This is a genomic window from Streptomyces sp. DvalAA-14 (assembly GCF_900091855.1).
Taxonomy (GTDB): domain Bacteria; phylum Actinomycetota; class Actinomycetes; order Streptomycetales; family Streptomycetaceae; genus Actinacidiphila.
In genome coordinates this window covers 13238-33755 of the sequence record NZ_FMCH01000014.1, presented here as the reverse complement: position 1 = coordinate 33755, position 20518 = coordinate 13238, and the positions used below count along the sequence as shown (strand labels likewise).

Annotated in this window: 16 protein-coding genes; 6 read left to right on the top strand and 10 right to left on the bottom strand. The window is 72.3% G+C overall.

Going from position 1 to position 20518, the window contains the following annotated elements; genetic code table 11:
* Both GA0115240_RS01005 and GA0115240_RS01000 read right to left on the bottom strand, forming a co-directional pair.
* The coding region (locus GA0115240_RS01005; protein WP_346267908.1) for a caspase, EACC1-associated type at positions 1-1083 on the bottom strand (1083 nt) is incomplete at its 3' end.
* On the bottom strand, positions 1073-1456 hold the full coding sequence (locus GA0115240_RS01000) for an effector-associated constant component EACC1 (protein ID WP_093734734.1): 384 nt from the start codon (positions 1454-1456) through the stop codon (positions 1073-1075). The genes GA0115240_RS01005 and GA0115240_RS01000, both read right to left, overlap by 11 nt.
* 175 nt (positions 1457-1631) lie before the next feature.
* Between GA0115240_RS01000 and GA0115240_RS00995 the strand changes: the two genes are divergently transcribed.
* Positions 1632-3254, top strand: coding sequence for an APC family permease (locus tag GA0115240_RS00995; protein WP_093734733.1), 1623 nt, complete (start codon positions 1632-1634; stop codon positions 3252-3254).
* Between the two features lie 8 nt (positions 3255-3262).
* On the opposite strand, the gene GA0115240_RS00990 is transcribed toward GA0115240_RS00995, so the two are convergent.
* On the bottom strand, positions 3263-3958 hold the full coding sequence (locus GA0115240_RS00990) for a nucleotidyltransferase domain-containing protein (protein WP_237554499.1): 696 nt from the start codon (positions 3956-3958) through the stop codon (positions 3263-3265).
* Positions 3959-4170: 212 nt separating this feature from the next.
* Here GA0115240_RS00990 and GA0115240_RS00985 point away from each other — a divergent pair, with 212 nt between their 5' ends.
* Entirely contained in the window at positions 4171-6585 is a 2415-nt protein-coding gene (locus GA0115240_RS00985) for a SpoIIE family protein phosphatase (protein WP_093734732.1), read from the top strand.
* Between the two features lie 16 nt (positions 6586-6601).
* Here GA0115240_RS00985 and GA0115240_RS00980 read toward each other — a convergent pair whose 3' ends face one another.
* Positions 6602-8344 (bottom strand): hypothetical protein, encoded by a 1743-nt coding sequence (locus GA0115240_RS00980; protein WP_176724954.1) that lies wholly within the window; start codon positions 8342-8344, stop codon positions 6602-6604.
* 306 nt (positions 8345-8650) lie between these two features.
* On the opposite strand from GA0115240_RS00980, the gene GA0115240_RS00975 reads away from it, so the two are divergent.
* From GA0115240_RS00975 to GA0115240_RS00965, 3 genes are all read left to right on the top strand, one after another.
* Complete coding sequence (locus GA0115240_RS00975) at positions 8651-9190, top strand: hypothetical protein (RefSeq protein ID WP_093734730.1); 540 nt, start codon at positions 8651-8653, stop codon at positions 9188-9190.
* 33 nt (positions 9191-9223) lie between these two features.
* Positions 9224-10039, top strand: coding sequence for a hypothetical protein (locus tag GA0115240_RS00970; RefSeq protein ID WP_093734729.1), 816 nt, complete (start codon positions 9224-9226; stop codon positions 10037-10039).
* 131 nt (positions 10040-10170) lie between these two features.
* On the top strand, positions 10171-13506 hold the full coding sequence (locus GA0115240_RS00965) for a CHAT domain-containing protein (protein ID WP_093734728.1): 3336 nt from the start codon (positions 10171-10173) through the stop codon (positions 13504-13506).
* 101 nt (positions 13507-13607) lie between these two features.
* Here the strand turns inward: GA0115240_RS00965 and GA0115240_RS00960 are convergent, their stop codons facing one another.
* The 5 genes from GA0115240_RS00960 to GA0115240_RS00940 all read right to left on the bottom strand — a co-directional run bounded on the left by GA0115240_RS00960 (position 13608) and on the right by GA0115240_RS00940 (position 18925).
* A complete protein-coding gene (locus tag GA0115240_RS00960) occupies positions 13608-14528 on the bottom strand; it encodes a hypothetical protein (RefSeq protein ID WP_093734727.1) in 921 nt (306 codons plus the stop codon).
* Positions 14529-14537: 9 nt separating this feature from the next.
* On the bottom strand, positions 14538-14981 hold the full coding sequence (locus GA0115240_RS00955; protein WP_093734726.1) for a hypothetical protein: 444 nt from the start codon (positions 14979-14981) through the stop codon (positions 14538-14540).
* 131 nt (positions 14982-15112) lie between these two features.
* Positions 15113-17008, bottom strand: a complete 1896-nt coding sequence (locus GA0115240_RS00950) for a PH domain-containing protein (protein ID WP_141708671.1) — start codon at positions 17006-17008, stop codon at positions 15113-15115.
* A gap of 84 nt (positions 17009-17092) precedes the next feature.
* Positions 17093-18286, bottom strand: a complete 1194-nt coding sequence (locus GA0115240_RS00945) for a damage-control phosphatase ARMT1 family protein (RefSeq protein ID WP_093734724.1) — start codon at positions 18284-18286, stop codon at positions 17093-17095.
* A gap of 120 nt (positions 18287-18406) precedes the next feature.
* Positions 18407-18925, bottom strand: a complete 519-nt coding sequence (locus tag GA0115240_RS00940) for a DinB family protein (RefSeq protein ID WP_093734723.1) — start codon at positions 18923-18925, stop codon at positions 18407-18409.
* A gap of 302 nt (positions 18926-19227) precedes the next feature.
* Here GA0115240_RS00940 and GA0115240_RS00935 point away from each other — a divergent pair, with 302 nt between their 5' ends.
* Positions 19228-19815 carry a histone deacetylase gene (locus GA0115240_RS00935; protein WP_093734722.1) on the top strand — a complete coding sequence of 196 codons (588 nt, stop codon included), beginning with the start codon at positions 19228-19230 and terminating at the stop codon, positions 19813-19815.
* Positions 19816-19912: 97 nt separating this feature from the next.
* Here GA0115240_RS00935 and GA0115240_RS00930 read toward each other — a convergent pair whose 3' ends face one another.
* Entirely contained in the window at positions 19913-20500 is a 588-nt protein-coding gene (locus GA0115240_RS00930; protein ID WP_093734721.1) for a GNAT family N-acetyltransferase, read from the bottom strand.
* Positions 20501-20518 lie beyond the last annotated feature (18 nt).

Here is a 20518-nt window from a genome sequence, read left to right as displayed (position 1 = left end):
GAACCGCCCGCTCGGCTGCCCGGCCGGCACGTCGTCGTGGCCGCCGACCGCGCCGTCGTGCAGCAGGTGCGCCAGGGTCGCGAACTCCGCCTCGTCCCGCAGCGTGCAGGCGCTGCCGACCACGGCGGCCGCGAGTTCCGCCCGGTCCAGCGCGAGGAAGGCCCGTACCAGGGCGGCGACGTCGGGCAGCTCGCGTCGCTGGACAAAGGTGCCCAGCCGGCGCCGGCTCTCGGCCGCCTCCCCCGGCTGCGCGGCGAGGTCCGCCACGTCTTTGGCGTAGGCGGCGGGTTCCGCCGACACGGAATCCGGTCGCCGGGGCGGCAGCGCGGGCTCCTTGCCGGCTTCGGCGTGCCGGTTGCGGAAGAGCGGCATGGCCCCGGCGCTGTCGCTGCCGCGCATCCCGGGCTGGGGCATGCCGTGGCGCCGCAGCTTGGCCTCCAGCGCCTTGAAGACGTCGTGGATGGTGAGCAGTTGGGGCCCCTGCGCGATGCCCTCCCGCAGCACCTCCAACAGGGCCCCGGCGAAAGCGGTGTATCCGGTGCCGCGCCACTGGGCGACGGCCTCCATCCGGTACTCCGTCGCCACCAGCGTGCACACACCCGCCACTTCCTGCTGGAGCGGGTCACCGATCCGGCCGAGATAGGAGTCGTCCGCGTAGCAGCAGTCGAGCAGCAGCAGTTTCAGCGGGGCTTCGGAGCGCTGGAGTATCTCCTTGACCTGGCTGAAGGGGAGATGGGTGGCGAAGTGGTCGAAGTCCGCGTCGGACAAGGCCAGTTTGAGCCCCGGGTCGGCGTAGAAGCGCTTGCCGTGGCAGCCGAGGTAGACCAGGAGCAGGTCGACCTGCTCGCGGGCGGCCCGCACCAGGGCGTCCATCGCGGCCCGCATTTCGACCTCGCCGCTGAGCAGCGCCCGCCGTTCGGCCGGCAGGTCCCATACGCCGTTGTCGGCGAACCGGTCGGCGAGCGCCCGCGCGCTCGCGGCCACCGAGGGCCGGTCACCGTATCTGGGGTCCGGGAATCTGGACGCCCCGATGAACAGCCCGTAGCCCCTCGGCGTTCCGGGCGGAGGGTGCTCAGCCCTCATCTGGGTCGATGACGGGGGCCGTTGCGCCGGACGTGCCGGTGATCGTGATGGTGACCGGGCCGACCTCGATCGTGGTGACGTTGCCGTTGGTGGCGATCACCGGTTCCTCGGTGGCGACATCGCGGCCGAACCGGTTGTGCACCCAGCCGCGGACCGCGACGCCGAGTGCCATGAAGTCCGCCGTCGCGCTGATCGCAGCGAAGAGTTCGTCGGCCGACGGGCCGAGGTGGGTGCCCGCGCCCGGCGCCGGGTCCCTGAAGTCGAGTTGGAGGCCCGGGTCGGCCCTCGGCAGCCATTCTCTGAGCGACTGGAGGTCCTGCGTCGGATCCGTACTCGCGCAGTTGAAGGTGACGTTCACCGTGTCTCCGGCCACTTCCGACGATTTCTCGATAGCTCCAGGGTACTGGTGGCCAGGATGATAGGAAGAGAGAATCGTGATGATGTCCGATCAGTTCTTTGGGCGGATTGAATGACTTGGGCGGTTCCGGAGTAGGCCGCTCCGGCCGGCGCCATCCGGACGCGTCGCGGGGGGACGCGGAGGGGGAAAGATGACGACGACGGCACGGCTGACGGCGGATCCGGCGTCCGAGGACCAGCACCTCAAGCGCGAACTGGGCTTCTGGCACCTGACCGGTATCTCCCTGGGCGGCGTGATCGGTTCCGGCTGGCTGCTGGCCCCGATGAAGGTGGCCAACGCGGCAGGGCCGGCCGCGGTCGTCTCCTGGGCGGTCGGCGGCCTGGTGCTCGTCCTGATGTCCCTGGTCCTGGTCGAACTCGGCGCCTCGGTCCCGCTGTCCGGGGGGCTGGTGCGCTGGCCGTTCCACAGCTCCGGACGGCTGGTGGGGACCATGGCCGGCTGGAGCATCTGGATCGCCTACGCCATCAACCCGCCGAGCGAGGCGGCGGCGATGGTCCAGTACCTGAGCCTGCACGTCCCGCGGCTGCATCTCTACCTGACCGGGGCGAGCCGGCTGAGCACGCTCGGCATGCTGGTCTGCTTCGCCATCATGATCGTCTTCGTGGTGGTGAACTGGTACGGCGTGCGGCTCTTCGCCCGGGTCAATCTGGCATTCACCATTGGCAAGTTCGCTTTCCCGGTCCTGACCGCGGTCGCGCTGTTCGCCTCCGGATTCCACGCCCACAACGTCACCGCCCACCACGGATTCGCGCCCTTCGGCTACGATCCGGCGCTCACCGCGATCACCACCAGCGGGGTCTTCTTCGCCTACACCGGTTTCCAGGGGCCGCTCGACCTGGCCGGTGAGGCCCGCAACGCCAAGCGGGACATCCCGCGAGCGGTCGTCGCGGCCCTGGTGCTGGCGATCTTCGTCTACATCGCCCTGCAGATCGCCTTCATCGGCGCCGTCCCCCGCCTGAACCAGATCTCCGGCTGGCACGGCGTGGACACCAACTCGACGTTCGTCGACCTCGCCAAAGCCCTCAATCTGGGCTGGCTGTTCATCGTGCTGCAAGTCGGAGCGGTCGCCTCCCCCGGCGGTTCCTCCATGGTCTACACCGCCGAGAGCGGCCGGTCGGTCTACGCGATGGGGCTCAACGGCCTGCTGCCCGCGATGATCGCCAGGGTGCACCGCGGGTCCGGCATCCCCCGCCGCGCACTGGTGGTGAACACCCTGATCGGCACGGTGTTCCTGTTCACCCTGCAGAAGTGGTCGAACATGGTGGCCGTGGCCAGCGCGCTCACCCTCTTCGGCTACTCGCTCAGCCTGGTTTCCGAACAGGCCATCAAACGCCGCTACCCCGAGTTGATGGCCGGCTGGGTACGCGGCACCCGGATCATCGCGCCGGCCAGCTTCGTCTTCGCCACTGAGCTGTTCTACCGGTCCACCTGGTCCCACGTGCGGATCGCCGTCCTGGTCCTGGTCTCGGCCGCCGTCCTCGGCTACGGCTGGGAGTGGTTCAACCAGAAGTCCGGCATGCGCGACCTGGCGTCGGGCGCATGGCTGGTCGCCTACCTGATCGCACTGGCCGCCCTGTCCAAACTCGGCAACTACGGCGGCATGCACCTGCACGCGATCCCCGTCCCGGCCGACTCGCTCCTGGCCGCGCTGATCGGCTTCGCCGGTTACTGGTTCGGCCTGCGCGGCGCCGCCCGGCACCTACGGGTGAACGAGCCCCTCCTGGAGGACCTGGCGGCACTGCGCAAACGCTGAGCGGAGCGTCAGCCGCCGCCGCGGCAGGGCCCCGCCCTCGGTATGGACGCGGGCGCCGGGCGGCGCCGCGTGCTCACCCCTCCGAGCCCCGCGCCCGCGGCGAGCGCCGTGAGCCAGGGATGCTGTCCGTGGGACTCGGTGAGGGCGGCCGTGAGCCAGTGGCGTGCGGTGGTGTCCAGGGTCGGGAGGGTCGCGGTGAAGTCCTGCTCGTCCTTCGGCCGGGGGCGCTCGGCCTTGTAGTAGAGCTGGACCTCGGGCGCGAGGTAGGGGATGCCCGTGGCCGAGCGCGCGCCGAGACGGCGGAGGGGGCGGCGTACGGTGGCGTGCCGCCGGGAGACCCACTCGGCGTCCTCGGACTCCTCCAGCATGATCTGGATCCGCCACGGCTCGCCGGGGCCGGGGCGGCACCAGATGTCGTGGACGGCGCCGGGCAGGATCTCGCCGCGCCGCCAGGGGCGGAGCGTACCGGGTGGGTCCGCCGCCCACCACTCCCAAGACGGCAGTGCGTCCTGGGCCGCGAGCTGGTCCCGGCGCAGCAGCAGGACGTCGATGTCGCCGTGCTCCCGGAAGGCGTGGCCGACGGCGAGCTCGATCGCGTGGCCACCCGCTATCCACCAGGGCACCGGCAGCGCCGAGAAGCGGGCGACCACGTCGAGCAGGGGCGCGGGCTCCCAGGGGCCCCAGGCCGTCTCGGTACGTGTCATGCCGGCATCCTCCCCACCTGGGGGCCTCCGAACACCTCTTTGTCGCAGAAAGTAGTCGATCGTAACGGAGAGAAATCGACGATCCGGCGTCCGACTTCCCACTCGCCCCCAAATCCGTACACTTGGGAGTAAGACATCCGATTTGTGCTCTCGATCGGGACCCGAATGGACCCTCGCCCCCTGGCATATCCCCATGTGCGAAGAGAGAGACGATGGAGCCACGTGACGCCGAGACCGACGGGCAGGCGGAGCTGCAAGGTGTGAGGTACCTTGCGGCCGCCATTGTGGACGCCCAGGGCAATGTGCGCGAGTGGACCCCCGGCGCCGAGCGGCTGCTGGGTTTCGGACGGGACGAGATGGCGGGGCGGCCGATTGCCGCGCTGCTGGACCCGGAGGTACCGGCCGACGTCAGGCAGCGGATGCTGGAAGGGGCCGGCGGCACGTCGACCGTGGTGATGCGGCACCGGGACGGCCACCCCATCACCGTCGAACTCATCTCCACGCCGCGCCCGGACGCCGACGGCGCGCCGGTCCGGCTGCTGGTCGCCAGCGGACTGCCCATCGAACGCGATGTCGCCGAAACGCTGAAGTCGTGGGCGCTGGACCAGGTCCCGTTCATCGGCGCGATCTTCGACACCGAGGCGCACTACGTCCATCTGAACGACTACGCCCGGCGGCTGTGGAAGATACCGGCCGACCGCCTGCTCGGCAGGACGGTGGAGGAGGACAGCACCGAGGAAGGCACCGGCGAATTCCAGGAGTCGATCCTGCAGTCGCTGCGCACCGGCGAGCCCAGCATCTACGAGGCCACGCAGCGGCGCGGATACCGCACCCAGGCCTGGGCCATCCACAACACCCCGCTGAAGGACGCCGCCGGCCAGGTGCGCGGTTTGTACACGCTCGGCATCGACACCTCCCGCGAGTTCGAGGCGCGGGCCCGGCTCAACCTGCTGAACCGGGCCAGCGCCACCATCGGCAGCACCCTCGACGTCCGCACCACCGCGATGGAGTTGACGCAGATCGTGGTGCCGGAACTGGCGGACTTCGTGACCGTCGACGTCCTCGACTCCGTCCTCGCCGAGGAGGAGCCGCTCCGGGTGCCCGAGAGCCCGGCCCTGGTGCGGCGGCTCGCGGAGAACTCCGTCCTGCGGGGCGTCCCCGAATCGGTGCTGAAGCCGGGGGACACCGAGATCTACATCGCCTCCTCGCCCAACGCCCGGGCGCTGGCCAGCGGCGAGGCGTACATCACCAAGATCGTCGGCGACCCGGACATCGACCAGTGGGCGGGACTGCCCGAGGAACGCTACGCGAAGGGGAAGCTCTTCGGCTTCCACTCCGGCATGGTCGTCCCGCTGCGGGCCCGCGGCAGCACCTTCGGAGTGGTCTGCTTCTACCGCCACCGGCGGCCCGACGACTTCACCCCCGACGACATGCTGCTCGCCGAGGAGATCAGCACCCGGGCCGCGGTCTGCGTCGACAACGCGCAGCGCTACGCCCGCCAGCGCGCCACCGCCCTGACCCTCCAGCACAGCCTGCTCCCCCACGACGTGCCCCGGCACACCGCCGTCGACATCGCGAGCCGCTATCTGCCCTCGGACGTACGGGGCGGGGTCGGCGGGGACTGGTTCGACGTCATCCCGCTGTCCGGGGCCAGGGTCGCACTGGTCGTCGGGGACGTCGTCGGCCACGGCATCCAGGCCTCGGCCACCATGGGCCGGCTCCGTACCGCGGTGCGCACCCTGGCCGACATCGAGATGCCGCCCGACGAACTGCTCACCCAGCTCGACGGCCTCATCGACCGCCCGTTCGCCACCGCCAGCGAGCGGCAGCCCGAGAGCGACGCCGGAGCCACCTGCCTGTACGCCGTGTACGACCCGGTGACGCGCTGGCTGGCCGTCTCCCGGGCCGGCCATCCGCCGCCGGTACTCGTCCTGCCCGACGGCAGCGTCGACGTCGTCGACGTGCCCGCCGGCCCGCCGCTGGGCCTCGGCGGCCTGCCGTTCGAGCGGGCCGAGGTGCGCCTGCCCGAAGGCAGCCTGCTCGCCCTCTACACCGATGGGCTGATCGCCTCCCGCGAGCGGGACATCGACCAGGGCATCGCCGAACTGCAGCGGCAACTCGCCGGTCCGAAGGCCTCGTTGGAGGAGACCTGCGACCGGGTGCTCGCAGGACTGCAACGGGAGACGCCCGCCGACGACGTGGCGCTGCTGCTGGCCAGGACCCGGGCCATGGACTCGTCCCAGACCGTCACCTGGGAACTCCCCGCCGATCCCGAGGCGGTGGCCACGGCCCGCGAGCACGCCTCGCAGGAACTGGAGGAATGGGGCCTGGACGAGGTGACCTTCACCACCGAGCTCGTCGTCAGCGAACTCGTCACCAACGCCATCCGCCACGCCTCGGGGCCGATCAATCTGCGGCTGATCCTGGAGGAGACCACCTTGATCTGTGAGGTCTCCGACGGCAGCGACACCTTCCCGCGCCTGCGCCGGGCCCGCGCCTACGACGAGGGCGGCCGCGGCCTGCTGCTGGTGGCGCAGCTCAGCCGCCGCTGGGGCACCCGGTCCACGGCCAACGGCAAGGTGATCTGGGCCGACCAGCCGGTGACACCGCCGCACCGCGAGACCTGATGAGACGTCAGTTCCGCTACCCGGGCGCCAACTGCCCCGCCGGCCCGGAACGGACGTACGGCGGCAGGCGCAGCCACCAGTCGGCGCGGGACCGCACCGAGTGCGGGGCGCGCGGGTCGTCCGCGAGGCGTTTGAGCCGGGCCGCCTCGCCGCTTATGCCGAGCGAGTAGACGACGCTCTCCAAAGCGCGGACCCCGGCCTGGTTTCCGGCGCGGGCCGGCGGAGCGTGCCGGGCCAGGGCCGCGTCCCAAAAAGTCCCGGTGCTGCGGCCGCCCAGATGACCCAGGGCCCCCGCGGCGGCCTCGACGACCGGGGCCGGGATGCCGGCGCCGAGGACCATCCGCTCCACCATGGGCCGTTCGGCGGCGCCCCCGAAGCTGCGCAGGGCCTGGAGCAGCCGCACCAGCACCCTCGCGTCGCGCCCGACATGCAACCGGGCCGTCTCGCCGCTCATCGCCGCGGCGAGCGGGCCCCGGTAGGGGGTCGCGGCCAGGAACAGCGCGGCATGCAGCCGTACGTCCGACACCGGCGCGTGGAGGATCTCGTCGACGAGGAGCGGAAGGACGCCGTCGACGAAACGCGGCACCTCGCGCGGCAGCGACGACACACTGGCGGCGACAAGATGGCCGACCAGGTGGGCACCGGGGTGACCGCCCGGACGACCGCCGGGATTGCTGCCGGGCTGCCCGCCGGCAGAGGACGTCAACTCGTCTTCCCCGCGCCACCGTTCGGCCGCGCGCGACGGCGGAGCGGAAGCCTCGGTGGCCGCCCGGGACAGGCGGTACAGGGTCCGGCGTGCTTCGGTCGACCGGTCGGCGGGCGGGACGAGGGCGAGGACGGAGCCGGCCAGGCTGCGGGCGTCGTCGTAGCGGACGCTCGTGTCGTGCAGCAGGCAGACAGCGACCGCGCAGACCTCGCGCACCTGCTCAGGTGTGAAGTGGCCGTGCTTGACCTTGCGCACGCAGGCGAGCAGGGCGCCGTAGAAGGCGTCGTCGTTGGTGGGGGCGGTCAGCTGCGCCAGTACGTGCCGGGCGGCGTCCGGGTGGGCGCTGGTGTCCAGCAGGCAGACGGTCTCCACGAAGGCCGGGTTGGTCGGGTCCGCCGCCCAGCCGGCGCACGCGGCCACCGCGGCACGCTGCGCCGACGGGTGCCCCAGCAGACGGCTGAACGCCTCGAAGCGCTGCTTCCACTCCGGGCCGTCGGCCACGATCGTCTCGGTGAGCAGCCGTTCCGCGACCGCCGTCCACTCCCCGGCCCGCAACCGGATGCCGGGGGCGGCGGCGAGCGCGGCGGTCAGATCGTCCCAGTCCGCCGCGGAGACGGGGCTGTTGGCCGTCACCGCCTCCATGACGGCGTCGATCCGCCGCTCCAGCGCCTCGTCCCCGGCCGGGGGCCGGGCGAGCAGGGGCAGCGGCCCGGTGGAGGGGACGGCGTAGCGGTTGATGGTGTCGACGGCCGAGGTGAGCTGACGTGCCGGGACGCCGAGCAGTTCCTCGTAGCGGCGAACGGCCCGCCACGGCACCGCGATACGGGCGGTCTCCCAGCGGGAGATCTTGCTCGGATCCGCTTCGCGCGGCCACGCGCCGCCTTCGAAGGCCCGGGCGAACGCGTAGCCCTGGGTGGCCCATTCGTCGTTCGTCCCGTAGAGGCGGTTCACCCGTAACAGCCATGCGGTGCGGTGCCGTACCGATAACGGGCCGGTGTGCGCCTGCGGATCCCCAGCCGGGCGGTGCGGCCTTCCGCGGTCCACCTTCGCCACGAGCCGCCTCCTTTATTGCAACCGATGTGCCGTCGTGCAACGGACCGCGATGCCGCCCGGCCCGCGCCCTACTCTGGTGCGAGGCGGCTCGGGGGCCGGCCGGGAACACGTTCCCGACCCCCCGGGGGGGAGGGCCGCCCTCACTACCTCGTCGCACTCGCCTTCAGGAGCGCCATCCCCGACAGGACCGGATGGTGCGGAATTCGGGTGGTACGGGTTCGGTGACGCGATCGTACCGATCCGCCCCCCGGGCCGCCTGGATTTGGGGAAATCCGGGCTCTTTGCGACAGCAACCGGAGGACCGTCATGGGTTTCTCGCTTTTCCTGCTCCTCCTGCTCGCGCTCGTCGTGGTCGGGGTCGGCTGGCTCAAGCACCTGACCACCCGCATCAGCACACCCGCATACGTCGAGGTGGACCTTCCGCTCGACACCGTCGTGGCAGTGGCCGGGCGGGCCACCTCGTCGGTCATCACCCGGACGCTGGGCCGCAAGCCGTTCGCCGCCGAACGGACCGCCCGCGGCGCGAAGTGGCAGGTGAGCAGCAAGGGCGGCGTACTGGCGATGGAGGTACGGCCCATCGGCGCCGGGGGGTACCGGGTGACCGGCTGGGCGGCGGAACTCACCCCGGCGCACTACGGGAGCGCTATGAGGCCCGGCCCGATGGCGCTGGGCTTCGCCGTGATGAACCGCGTCTACGCGGCGGTCGGCGTGGCACACGCGCCCAGCATCCTGATCCGGCAGCGCAAGCGCGCGTTCCGGGCGCTGGAACGAGCGTCCCGGCAGTCCGGGACGACCGGTGCCGGGACCGGGGCCGGGGCCGGAACGCGTACCGGCATCGACCGGTGAGTGGCGCCAACTTTTCTGGAACGGGGGACGATTGTGTTCGGATCACGTCCTGAACTGGACGAAGGGCTGGCCGCGCGGCTGGGCGGCGACGGGAAGGTCGCCCGGCGCCGCCTCGCCGACAACCAGGACGCACTGCGGGCGGCCCTTCAGCCCGGCGAGATCGTGCGCGTCATCGCGGTGGAGGACGCGTTCGACTGCCGGGTCGCGATGATCACCTCCCGGCGGCTGCTCATCGCCCGCAAGGGAAGGGTGACCGGCTCCTACGAGCCGGCCCGGATCAGCCGGACCCGGCTGGGCCGCCGCCCGAACGGCACGATGCTCACCCTGATCGACGGCCCGGGACTCGTGCTGGGCTTCCTCGACCACCAAACCGCCAATCTGCTGGCCGTCTCCGTCGACAACCACCTGCTCGCACCGCCGCCCCGGAGCAACGCCGGCAGCAACACCCCGAGGGACATCGCGGAGTTGCTGCCGGACTACTACCGCGGAATCCTCTTCGCGACGGGGAAACCGGACACCCCGGACAACATCGTCGCGCTCATCGAACTCGTCGGCCAGATGCTCACCCTCAACGCGATGATCTGGTTCGGGACGGTTGACGACAAGGCGGCCGAGGAACGCTTCCTCGAGCACTTCCGCGGCGGCGGTCCCACCGATCGCTTGATCAACATGGTCGACGACATGATCGATTTCCTGTGGGCGTGGAGTCCGCGCTGTCATGAGGCACTGCGGGACTTCGTCCGCGAGGCCCAGGAAGTCCTGACCGGTCCGAAAAGCCAGCTCTGGCGGCACGGGGACGATCTGCCGATGGGACTGTGGGAGGAGAGCGGGGAGGGCGACGGGGGATGACGAGGACGCCGGCGGCGGGCGGGGACGCCGGGGACGCCTCGGACAGCGGGAACCCCGGCGGGCCGGCAGCACCCGGTTCGCCGGGGACGCAGGGGACGCAGGGGACGCAGGGGACGCAGGGGACGCCGATCGTGCCCGACGACGCCGCCGCCCTGGCCGCCGCAAGCCGCGGAGAGGCGCTGCTGGAGGCCTTCTTCGGCTCCGGCGACGTGGCCACGCTCGACGCCGCCATTGCCGAACTACGCCGCGCCCGGGCGCTGCTGACTGCGGACAGTCCTTATCGAGCCCCTGTCCTGGGCCTGTTGGGGCGCGCCCTGCGCCGCCGCAACGCCTACGCCGGCGAGGGCATGGACCGTTTCGACGAGGCGGTCGACGTGCTGGAGGAGGCCGTCCGGCTCAGCCCGGCCGGTGAGGAAGCGTACCTGCACCGGCACAACCTGGCCGCCGCGCTGGGCGATCGGCACGACATCTCCAACCGGCCGTCCGATCTGGTGGCAGCGGAAGCCGCCTGCCGCGAGGCGCTCACGTTGGCACCGGAGGACTCGCCGCACCGCGGCTCGCTGCTGACCATGCTCGCCGGCAACCTCAGGGCCCAGCACCAGAACGGCGCCGGTACCGGGAAGCTCGCCGAGGCCGTCCAACTCGCCGTCGCCTCCTACCGGATGACGCCCACCCGCAGCTCCGCCTATGCCATGAACGCCTACACGGCGGCCGTCGTCCTGCTCGACCAGTACAACGTGACCCGTGACGCCGACCTGCTCGTCCAGGCCCGTGCGGCGATCGGATCGGCGCTGGAGTTCGGAGACGACGACCCCCAAGTACACCTGTTCCACGCGCAGTCGGGCAACATCCTGCAGACCGAGGCCGGACGCAGCCAGGAACCGGCGGACTTCGAGGCGGCGACCACGGCACTGACCCGGGCGATCGACCTCCTGCCGCCCGGCCACGGCGCCCGGTCCGGCCACCTGCACGACCGCGCCGGCGTCCTGGGGGACTGGCACCAGGTGCAACCCGGTCGGGGGCTGCTCGTCGCGGCCGAGCGCGATCTGCGCGAAGCCCTCCAGGGCCTGCCCCGCGAGGACATCAGCTACGGGGTGGCGCTCAACGGGCTCGGCCAGATCCTCCTGCTGCGCTACGCCCACTCCGGCGACGTCAGCTGCCTCGACCACGCCTTCGGCTGCTTCCGCGAGGCGGAGCCGACGGCTCCGGCGGGCGACCCCTTCCGCCAAGTGGTCCTCACCCACCTCGGCAACGCCCTGCTGGACCGGCACGGCATCGGCCGGGACACCGCCCGCCGCCGCCGCGACCTCGACGAGGCGCTGGTGGCGTACGAGGCCGCCGTCAAGGCCGCGCCGGACGAGCACGGCAACCTGTCGGTCCAGATCGGCAACCTGGCCTCCGCCCACCGGGCCCTCTACCAGGAGACCAAGGACATCGAGGCGCTGCGCGACGCGGAGGCCGGCTACCGGGAGATCCTGCGCCGCTTCGCAAAGAACCTCGACACACCGGACCGCGACCGAACCCTGTTCAACCTCGCGCTGACCCTGCTGGACCGCGTCGGCGCGGACAACGCCGGCCAGGCGGCCCTGGACGAGGCGGAAGCCCTGCTGCGCGACATCCACCGGCGCTGGTCCGACGAACGGGTCGACGCCACCGCCGCGGTGTTCGCCCTCGCGGACTGCCTGCGGACACGATCCGAGCGCTCCGGCGACCCCGCCCCCCGCCGTGAAGCGATCGGCCTGCTGCGCGGCGTCGTCACCGGCGCCGCGCACGTACCCGATGCCCGCCGGGCCCGGGGAGCCGTGGCCTGGGCCACGTATGCCGCCGCTGACGGTGACTGGCGCGGCGCCGTGACGGCGTACGAACTCGCACTGGCGGCGGTGGACCAGGCGGCATCCCCCGCGCTCGACCGGCGCTCCCGGGAGAGAGTGGCGGCGGACTTCTTCGGTCTCGCGTCCGACGCCGCGGCCTGCGCTCTGCAGGCCGGTGATCCCGCCCACGCGGTGGAACTGCTCGAACAGGGCCGGAGCATCCTGCTGGACCGGGCGTGGGAGAGCCGGACCGTCCTCGACGATCTGTCACGTCATCTGCCGCGCACCACCGGGCGGTTCGTGGAACTGAGCCGCCGGCTGCACGACCGCGAGGCGGCCTCCGCGGGATCCGAGCAGCGCGCGCGGTGGGCCGAGGAACGAGCCGGGCTGCTCCGGACGATCCGCGAGCTGCCGCTCTTCGCGGATTTCCTCCAACCACCCGCCTTTCAGGGCCTGGCCGACGGAATCGGCGACCGCACCGTGATCGTCCTCAACGTCAGCCGCATCCGCTGCGACGCCGTCCTGATCGCCCGCGGCGGCATCCGGGTCTGCCCGCTGCCCTCGCTCACCGCGAACACCCTGATCCGGCAGACCGCGCGCTTCCGGGCCGCGGTACGTACCGCCGGCGATTCCCAGGCGCCCCTGAACGAAAGGCAGTTCGCCGAGCGTACGACGGTTCCGGCCGTGCTGCGCTGGCTGTGGCACAGCACCGTGGCTCCCGCGCTGACCGGTTTCGGCCTCGCCGGACCGCGAGCGCCCGGCGGTGTCCTGCCGCGCGTGTGGTGGTGCCCGACCGGTCTGCTCTCCTTTCTGCCGCTGCACGCGGCAGGGTCCCACCCGTTCGACCGCGGGGTCGGGGCGAACGCAGCAGGCGGGCGCGCGGGGAACGGACCTGCAGGGGAGGGGAGTGTTGGGGACGGGAGTGTTGGGGACGGGAGTCCGGCGGGCGGGACGCCGGCAGGCGGGACGCTGGATCACGTGGTGTCGTCGTACACCCCGACCGTCCGGGCGCTGGCGGCGCTCGCCGGGCGTACGGCGAGCGCGGATCCGCCGGCCGCGCGGCCGGGCACACCCCGGCTGCTGGCGGTGGCGCCCCAGGCGCCAGGTACCGAGCCCCTGCCCCACGCGGTCGCCGAACTCACCCGGATACGCCGTACCCGCCCGCTCGGCGCCGACCTCATCGGCCCGGCCGCCACCCGGCAGCGCGTCCTGGACGAACTGCCCGGCCACTCCTGGTTCCACTTCGCCGGGCACGCCGTCCAGGACCCGCTGGCTCCCGACGCCGCCGCCGGTCTGCTCCCGTACGACTACCTGCCGACCCGCCGACTGCTCGAAGCGACGGACATCGCTGATCTGCCCCTGGACGGACCGGAGTTGGCTTTCCTCTCCGCCTGCGAAACCGCCTCGGGGACGATGGACCTGGCCGACGAGGTCGCCCACCTCGCGGGCGCCTTCCTCGTGGCCGGCTTCCGCCATGTCATCGGTACGCAGTGGACCGTCAGAGATCGGTCGGCGGCCCATGTCGCCGCGGATTTCCACCGGTTGGCGACCGACGCCGACCGCTCGGCGCGCGCGCTCCACGAAGCCGTGCGATCGGCGCGGGACGAGGCGGCGTCCCCCTTCGTATGGGGGCCGTTCGTGCATTTCGGTCCCTGACGGACAGGGGGGAGGGCGACGGGCGCGGGCGCCGGCGCGGGCCTCCTGGCCTGGCGGCTGGCGGCTGGCGGCTGGCGGCTGCCGCGCCCAGCGGCGGCCCGTCACCGGTCGCCGGTGAATTCCGGTTCCGGGCGGATGCCGCCTCGGTGCAGGTACGCCGTCACGCTCTCCCCCGCCGCTCTCTCCGCGACGGGATTCGCGGGCAGTGGCCAGCGCAGCGCCCGGTACAGATCGATCCGGTGGAGATCGAACGCGGCCTCCAGCAGATCACCGAAATCCACCGCGGCGTCCGGCAGCAACCAGCCCCAGCAGACGAGCACGACCGCTACCGCGGCCGGCGCCGCCCACGGCGTCCACACGGCGGCCGGCAGGGCCAGCAACGCCCAGAGCCCGGCAGCCGCCGCCGAGTCGACCTGCTTGCGCGCCGCCGCCACGTCCTCGCGCGTCTGCTGCGGCAGCAACAGCCAGAGATGTGGCCAGACCACAGCCGCATCGAGGCCGTACTTGTGCCACGAGCGGCTCTCGGCCGCGCCCAGGATGTTGCCGAGCCTGGTCGGCATCGCCTCTGCCCCGGCCGGCCGGTGGCGCAGCCAGCTGTCGAGTCGCCCGTGGCGGACGAGGTCGGCGTCGCGGGCGGTCCCGTCGTGGATCCGCCCCTCCAGCTCGCACCACTGTCCCCAGCGGTCGTCGCGACGCCCCGCGGCCCGCCCGGCCAACCGCCGCCGCGGCCGGTCCAGGAACCGGGGCCAGTGCCCCTCCAGCAGGCGCAACACCGGATAGGTGAGGCGCTGCACGATCACACCCGAGGCGAGCAGTGCCACCAGCGCGGCCGCGAGCGTCGCGACCTGCACTCCCGCGGGCTGCGCGCCCAGCATGTCCAATCGCCTCTTGGCGGCGGCCGATCCGCCGTGCCCGGCGTACCAGGCCACCAGCAGCCCCAGCCAGTACACGGACGCCGGCCCGGCGGACGCAACCCAACGATCGGTGAGCTTCGTGGTCAGCGCGTTCCAGAAGACAGGCACGTCGGAGCCTCAGTCCACCGGCGTGAACAGCCGGCCGCAGCCGGGCTCGGGGCATTTCGGCACCGGGTCGGCGACACTGTGGCGAAACCACGGCCGCCCCGAGCGGTGCACCGGGCAGCTGTACCCCGGCGCCGGAACGGCCAGTGGCCCCTGCCGGGTGATCCGCGGGAACGTGACGCGCCCCGGGTCGCTTCCGCCCGGTGACGGGACGGCCCCCGGCAGACCGTCGGCGCCGGTCTGCGCTGTCCACTCCCGGACCCACTCCTGCACCCACGTCCACACCCGCGCGTCGGCGCGCAGGACGGCGGCGACCTCCTCGGCGGGTCCGGCCGGGCGGGCGTTCAGCAGCCGGTTGAGCGCCGTCCGGATCGACTCGCCCGCGACCGGCGCCAGTTCGAGAAGGTGCGGGCGCACGGCCCGGGCTGCGTCGAGGAGGTACTCGTCGTCTGCCATGCGGCCAGTGTGTCAGCGGGCCCGATCGCGCGCGGGCTTGTTGCCCGACCGTGACGGCGCCTGCCGCACACGCCGCACACGCTCGCCCCGCGGGGCCCGGGCCCCCGGGCCCCCGGGCCCGGCCATGGTGATCAGCGCGGTCGCAGCGCGGGATCACGGATCATCGCGGTGAGTTCGGCGGCTGCGGCCTCGGCGCGACCGGGGCGGTGCAGCCTTCCCTCGAACCACGGGAAACCGACGACGCCGAGGTCCGCCTCCTCGATCCCCTCACGGCACCGGACACTCAGATATCCGTCCCACGCGTAGTCGGCGGCGGTCAGGTCCTCCCACGGCACGGAGCGGGCGCGCAGCAGCCGGCGAACCCTTATGCCGGCCGGATCGGCGGTGATCCGCCAGGCCAGCACCTTGCCGAGGTGCTTCAGCCATATCAGGGCCCCGACGACCAGGGCGAGGTCGTCCCACCAGGACGTGGCGGCGCGCCGGGAGTTCCAGAGCAGCAGCCCGGCCACCGCCAGGGCGAGCGTCACCGCTATGAGGCGGTGCACCGGCCCCGCGTGCCACCGAACGCGGCCGGTGGCCGGGCGCATGGTCTTGAGAGCACGCTGGACCCGGAGTTCGGCGTCCCGACGGTACTGGCGAGAACGCTCGTCCAAGGGTTCGTCGTTCTCGTCGTCGTCCGCGTCGCCGTCGTCGCCGTCGTCATCGTCGTCATCGTCGTCATCGGGGTCATCGTCGAGGTCGCCGGCGCCGCGCTGTACCGAGGTCACCGTCAGCTCGACGAGCCGCCGCCCGTCCTTCCCGAAGCGCGCCAGCACCAGTTCGCCGCCCTCGACAACAGCTCCGTAGAGCAGGGACTGCTCCAGTTCGGGGCGGCTGCCGGAGCCCGTGTCGGTCGGGGCGTTAGCGGGGGCGTCGGCGAGGGCGTCCGCGTCGGACCCGGTGGGGGCCGGGGCGGCGGTGCCGGTGGTACTTGTGGTTTGCGCGTGGACCTCGGCGCGGGCCGCGGCGCCCGGCGGGCGGTAAGGCGTGTAGTGCAGCACCGGCCGCAGACCGGCCGTGTCGTCCTGGGCGAACACCTCCGTCTGCTCGCCGCGGCGGCGACTCAGCACCCGGAGCACCGGGACCGGGGCGCGACGCAGCCGCGCCGCCCGCTCGCGCGCGAACAGCCCGCAGCTCACCAGGACCACGCCGAGTCCGCCCAGGGCGAGCGCCAGCACCTGCCGGTCGTCGCGGCCGACCCCGTACGGCTCAGCCGCCAGGCGGACCCAGTCGCCGCGCGCCAGCACCCGTACCCGGTGGACGTGTCCATAGTCGCCGTCCACACCGAACCGGTGCCGCGCGCCATCGGGCAAGCGAACCGTCAGGGCGCCGTCGCCCTCGTCGTAGGCGACCACGGGCACGTCCTGCGCCAACGCAGCACGCGCCGTACGCGCGTCCGCTTGGTTCTGGCTCACGACGGTGGCGATCAGGATTCCGGCCGCCACGCACAGCAGGGCGCCCAGCCCGTAACGCAGCAACCCCCGGTAGGGACGGGCGAAACGACCCTCCGGCAGCGGGGCGACGGCGGTGAAGCCGCCTGCCGCGTCGAGGATCCGGGCCCGCTGACGGTGCCGCGTCCGCAACCGCGCCACCGCGGCGGCCACGCCCCAGCACAGCCCCAGGACGACGAAACCGTCCGCGATCTTCTCGACAGCGCCACCCTGCCACTGCCCGGGCTCGGCCATGTACAGCAGCAGCACCACCGAGGAAGCCAGGGCGGCCTCCGGCAGCGCGAGCAGCCACAGCAGATGCGGCAGGAACAGCAACAGCCCCACCCGGTCCGCCCAGTCGGCCCCGCAGGGAGCCGCGGTGGTGCACACCGGATCCGGCGCATACGACAACGCCGTCAGCGTGGCGGCGGTCAGCAGCAGCACGGGCCACACCGGCCGCGCCCATTCGGGCCTGCGCGTACTTCCCCACCGCTGGGCGTCCGCGGACAGCCACGGCCGCGCGGGTATGTCCGCCAGAGGCACCGAACTCGTCGTCACCTCCGCATTATGCGGCCGGGCCGCCCCATCGGCTGTGGGCTTATCAGGGTCGGGCCTATGGGCTGCGGGCTTATCAGCGGTGGACTATCGGCGGCGCGCTTGGACCACGGCGTGCGTGCCGCTCGTGCGCCATGCCTCGCCGCTCGCCTCGGCCGCCGCGAGGGTGGAGGCGTCGAGGCCCACCATGACGTCGGACTTCAGCGTGCGCAGGGCGATCAGCGGACCGTCGCCGGGGACGTAGGAGGTCAGCTCGGTGAAGGAGGTGGTGGCCGGCCAGTGCTGGTCGCCGACGAGGCGGCGGTAGTTCAAGTCGCCCTTGGAGAGGGTCAGGGTCGCGCGCGCGAGGTCGGCCCGCAGATCGTCGGGCATGGCGGTGTACGGCAGCGGCGCACAGGAGAAGTAATGCGTCCGCAACCCCAGCCGCCCGCTGTTCATGTCCTGCCACAATCGGTCCCCGGTCTCGGCCGCCCGCCCGGTCGCCTCCTTCATACGTCGCAGACAGTCCACGACATCCGCGGTCGTGGCATCGGAGACGAAGTACGGATACGGCTTGACGTGCAGCACCACAGTGGCCGCCCGCCCGGTGTGCAGGAGGTGGTCGATCAGGATCAGGTCGGCGGTCAACTCGCGGCCGGCATTGTCCGCCAGCACATGGACCGCGCCCGGCGGCACCGCCGACTCCCACAGCACGGCGCTGTCATCCACCATGACGTGGCCGGGTCCGGCGCCCTCGGCTGCTCCGCCGGCGGAAACGCGGAACCCCAGATCCGCCCGGTTGCCCCACAACGCCCCTTGCAGCACCGCCTCGTCCCGGGCTTCGGGCGGCAGACCCGCGAGTTCGTCCAGCGCGGCCAACTCCTCCGCGACGGCCCTGCTCTTCAACTCGGCGCGCTTGGCCGGCCCGAACGGGTCGACGCCCTGCCACGGCCCGGCCTCGAAGTAGCCGACAGCCTGCAGCAGCCTGCGGTAGAAGTAGCTCTCCGCCCACAGGAAGGGCACATCGAGCCATGACCGGCCGAAGTAGGCCGCTCCCCACTCGTTCCAGTGCTCGCTGCCGTGGGCACCGGCCGGCAGCGGGCTGATCGCCTCCCCCTGGATCTCCGCCAGCAGCACATGGAGCGCCTGCAGCTCCGGCGGCCCGTACGGGATGGCGGCCCGTACCTGCTGGATGAGCGCCGGATGTCGCTCGGTGAGCACCTTCCGGGCGAAGGAACCAGGCGTACCGCCCATGATCACGGGCGCGCCGGAGGGCTGCGGGGCGGTGTCTGCTGCGGGCATCGGCTGCGGTGTTTCCTCAGCTCAGGGAGTTCTGGGATTCTCCGGAAACGTCACGGTAGCGGCACCCGGTCGTGGCCCGGGCGGGAACGCGCCGAGACCCAGGCCCAGGACGCCAACGGCTCAGGCGCCCACCGTCCCGTCGATGCCCTCGCGCAGGAAGTCCGCGTGGCCATTGTGCCGGCCGTACTCCAGCAGGACGTGGATCATCACCATCCGCAGGGAGACCTCCTCCTCCCAGCGCGGCTGACGACCCGCCGCGTCCAGCGACTCGGCCTCCCGCTCGATGCGCCGCGAGTTCTCCACCTCCGCCTCCCAGGCCGGGAACGCCTCCGCCCGCGAGGACCGGCTCGCGTCGTAGGCCGCCTGGAAGTCGATGGTGTCGGACCAGAGCATCGGCGCGGCGCCGTCTTCGAACACCCGGCGGAACCAGGCACGTTCCACCTCCGCCAGGTGCCGTACCAGGCCGAGCAGGCTGAGGGTGGAGGGCGGCATCGACTGCTGCCGCAGCTCGTCGTCGGTGAGTCCTTCGCACTTCATGGCGAGGGTCGCGCGATGGTAGTCCAGAAAGGCGCGAAGCATTTCGCGTTCACTGCCGAAGGTGGGCGGGCCGATGCGAAGGTCCAGCGGGTCAGCGGTCATTCGTCATGCTCCTTGTCTGCGTTGTTTTCGGTCTCCGTGTCCGGGGGACCGAGTCCGTCGGGGCCGCACCTCGACTCCGGCCGGCAGCGGTGGCGCCACCCCTTTGCGGAGAGGTGACACGTGACCGGCGGTCGACCGGTGCACCGGGTCCACCGCGGCGGGCCCGGCAGGGGGCGGCGAGGGCGGCGGGGGGCGGGCCGGACGGAAGGCCCGGCGGGGCCGGCGTCGGCGGGCGCGTCCCGGCCGGTCGCGGCGCTCCCCCCTCCCCGGACCGGGTCTGGTACGCCGCTTACGGCTCCAACATGCACACCGCCCGGCTGCGCGCCTACCTCACCGGCGGTCCCGCTCCCGGCGGCTCCCGGACCTACCCGGGCTGCCGCGACCCCCGCATGCCCCTGCGTTCACTGGCCCTCGAACTGCCCGGCAGGGTCTACTTCGCCACCGAGTCCCTTGTCTGGACCGGCGGCCGGGCCTTCTACGACCCCGACGTGCCCGGCGGCGTACGGGCGAGGGCACACCTGGTGACCGCCGGCCAATTCGCCGACATCGCCGCCCAGGAGATGTACGGCCCGCCCGGCCACGACCTCGACCTGACCCTCGCCCTCACCGAAGGCCGCGCCCAACTCGGCCCCGGCCGTTACGAGACGCTGGTCTGCCCCGGCGAGATCGACGGCTTCCCCGTGCTCACCTTCACAGCCCCCTGGCGGATGACCGAGATCGAGTGGAATCCGCCCTCCGCCACTTACCTCCAGCACCTCGCAGCGGGCCTCCTCGAAGCCGACGCCTGGGACATCCCCTCGACCGCGGCCTACCTCGCCGACCTGCCCGGCGCGGCCAGCCACTGGACGGCTGAGGAAGTACGCCTGCTCACGGCGGGGAACGCTCCCTGACACACCGTCAGCGGCGACCCGGAGGTCGTCGGAAAGCCTGTCGTCGGAAAGCAGCCGTCCGAAAGCATGTCGTCCGAAAGCACGGGGACGGGTCCGGTCAGGACCGGGGCTCGCGCCACATGGGATACATCGGCGGACCGTCCGGAAGGTCGATCGTGTGGCCCATGAATGTGAAGCCCAGCCGTTCGTAGAGCGCGCGGCTGCGGAGGCTGCTCGCTTCGAGATAGGCGTGCCGGCCCTCACGGTCGCAACGGGCCAGGACGTTGGCTATCAGTCCCCCACCGAGGCCCTGACCTTGCAGGTCGGGGTCGACGCCGATCAGCATCAGGTACTCGTGGGCCCTGTCCTTCGGATGGGCGGCGCCGGTGAGGCGGGCGATCTGCTCGATCCGCTCGTTGTCCGGGTCGATCGAGGCACGGAAGCCGACCGGGTCGCCGTCCCCGTGGTCGCCCGCGGGTATGGACGTCCAGAGCGCGACCGCCGACCCGTCCTCCGCGAGGTCCACATAGCCCTCCGTCAGTGCCATGTCCAGGAAAGCCGCCATCAATGCACCGTGCTTCCGTTCCAGCTGGTCCGGGTCGGGGAAGACCCAGCGGCTGACCGCGTCCCGCGCGAACGCCTTGTGCAGCAACCCGACCGCCGCTTCCCGATCGCCCTGCCCGGCCCTCCGAATCGGCACGCCCATCGGTCCGCCCTCCCCTTC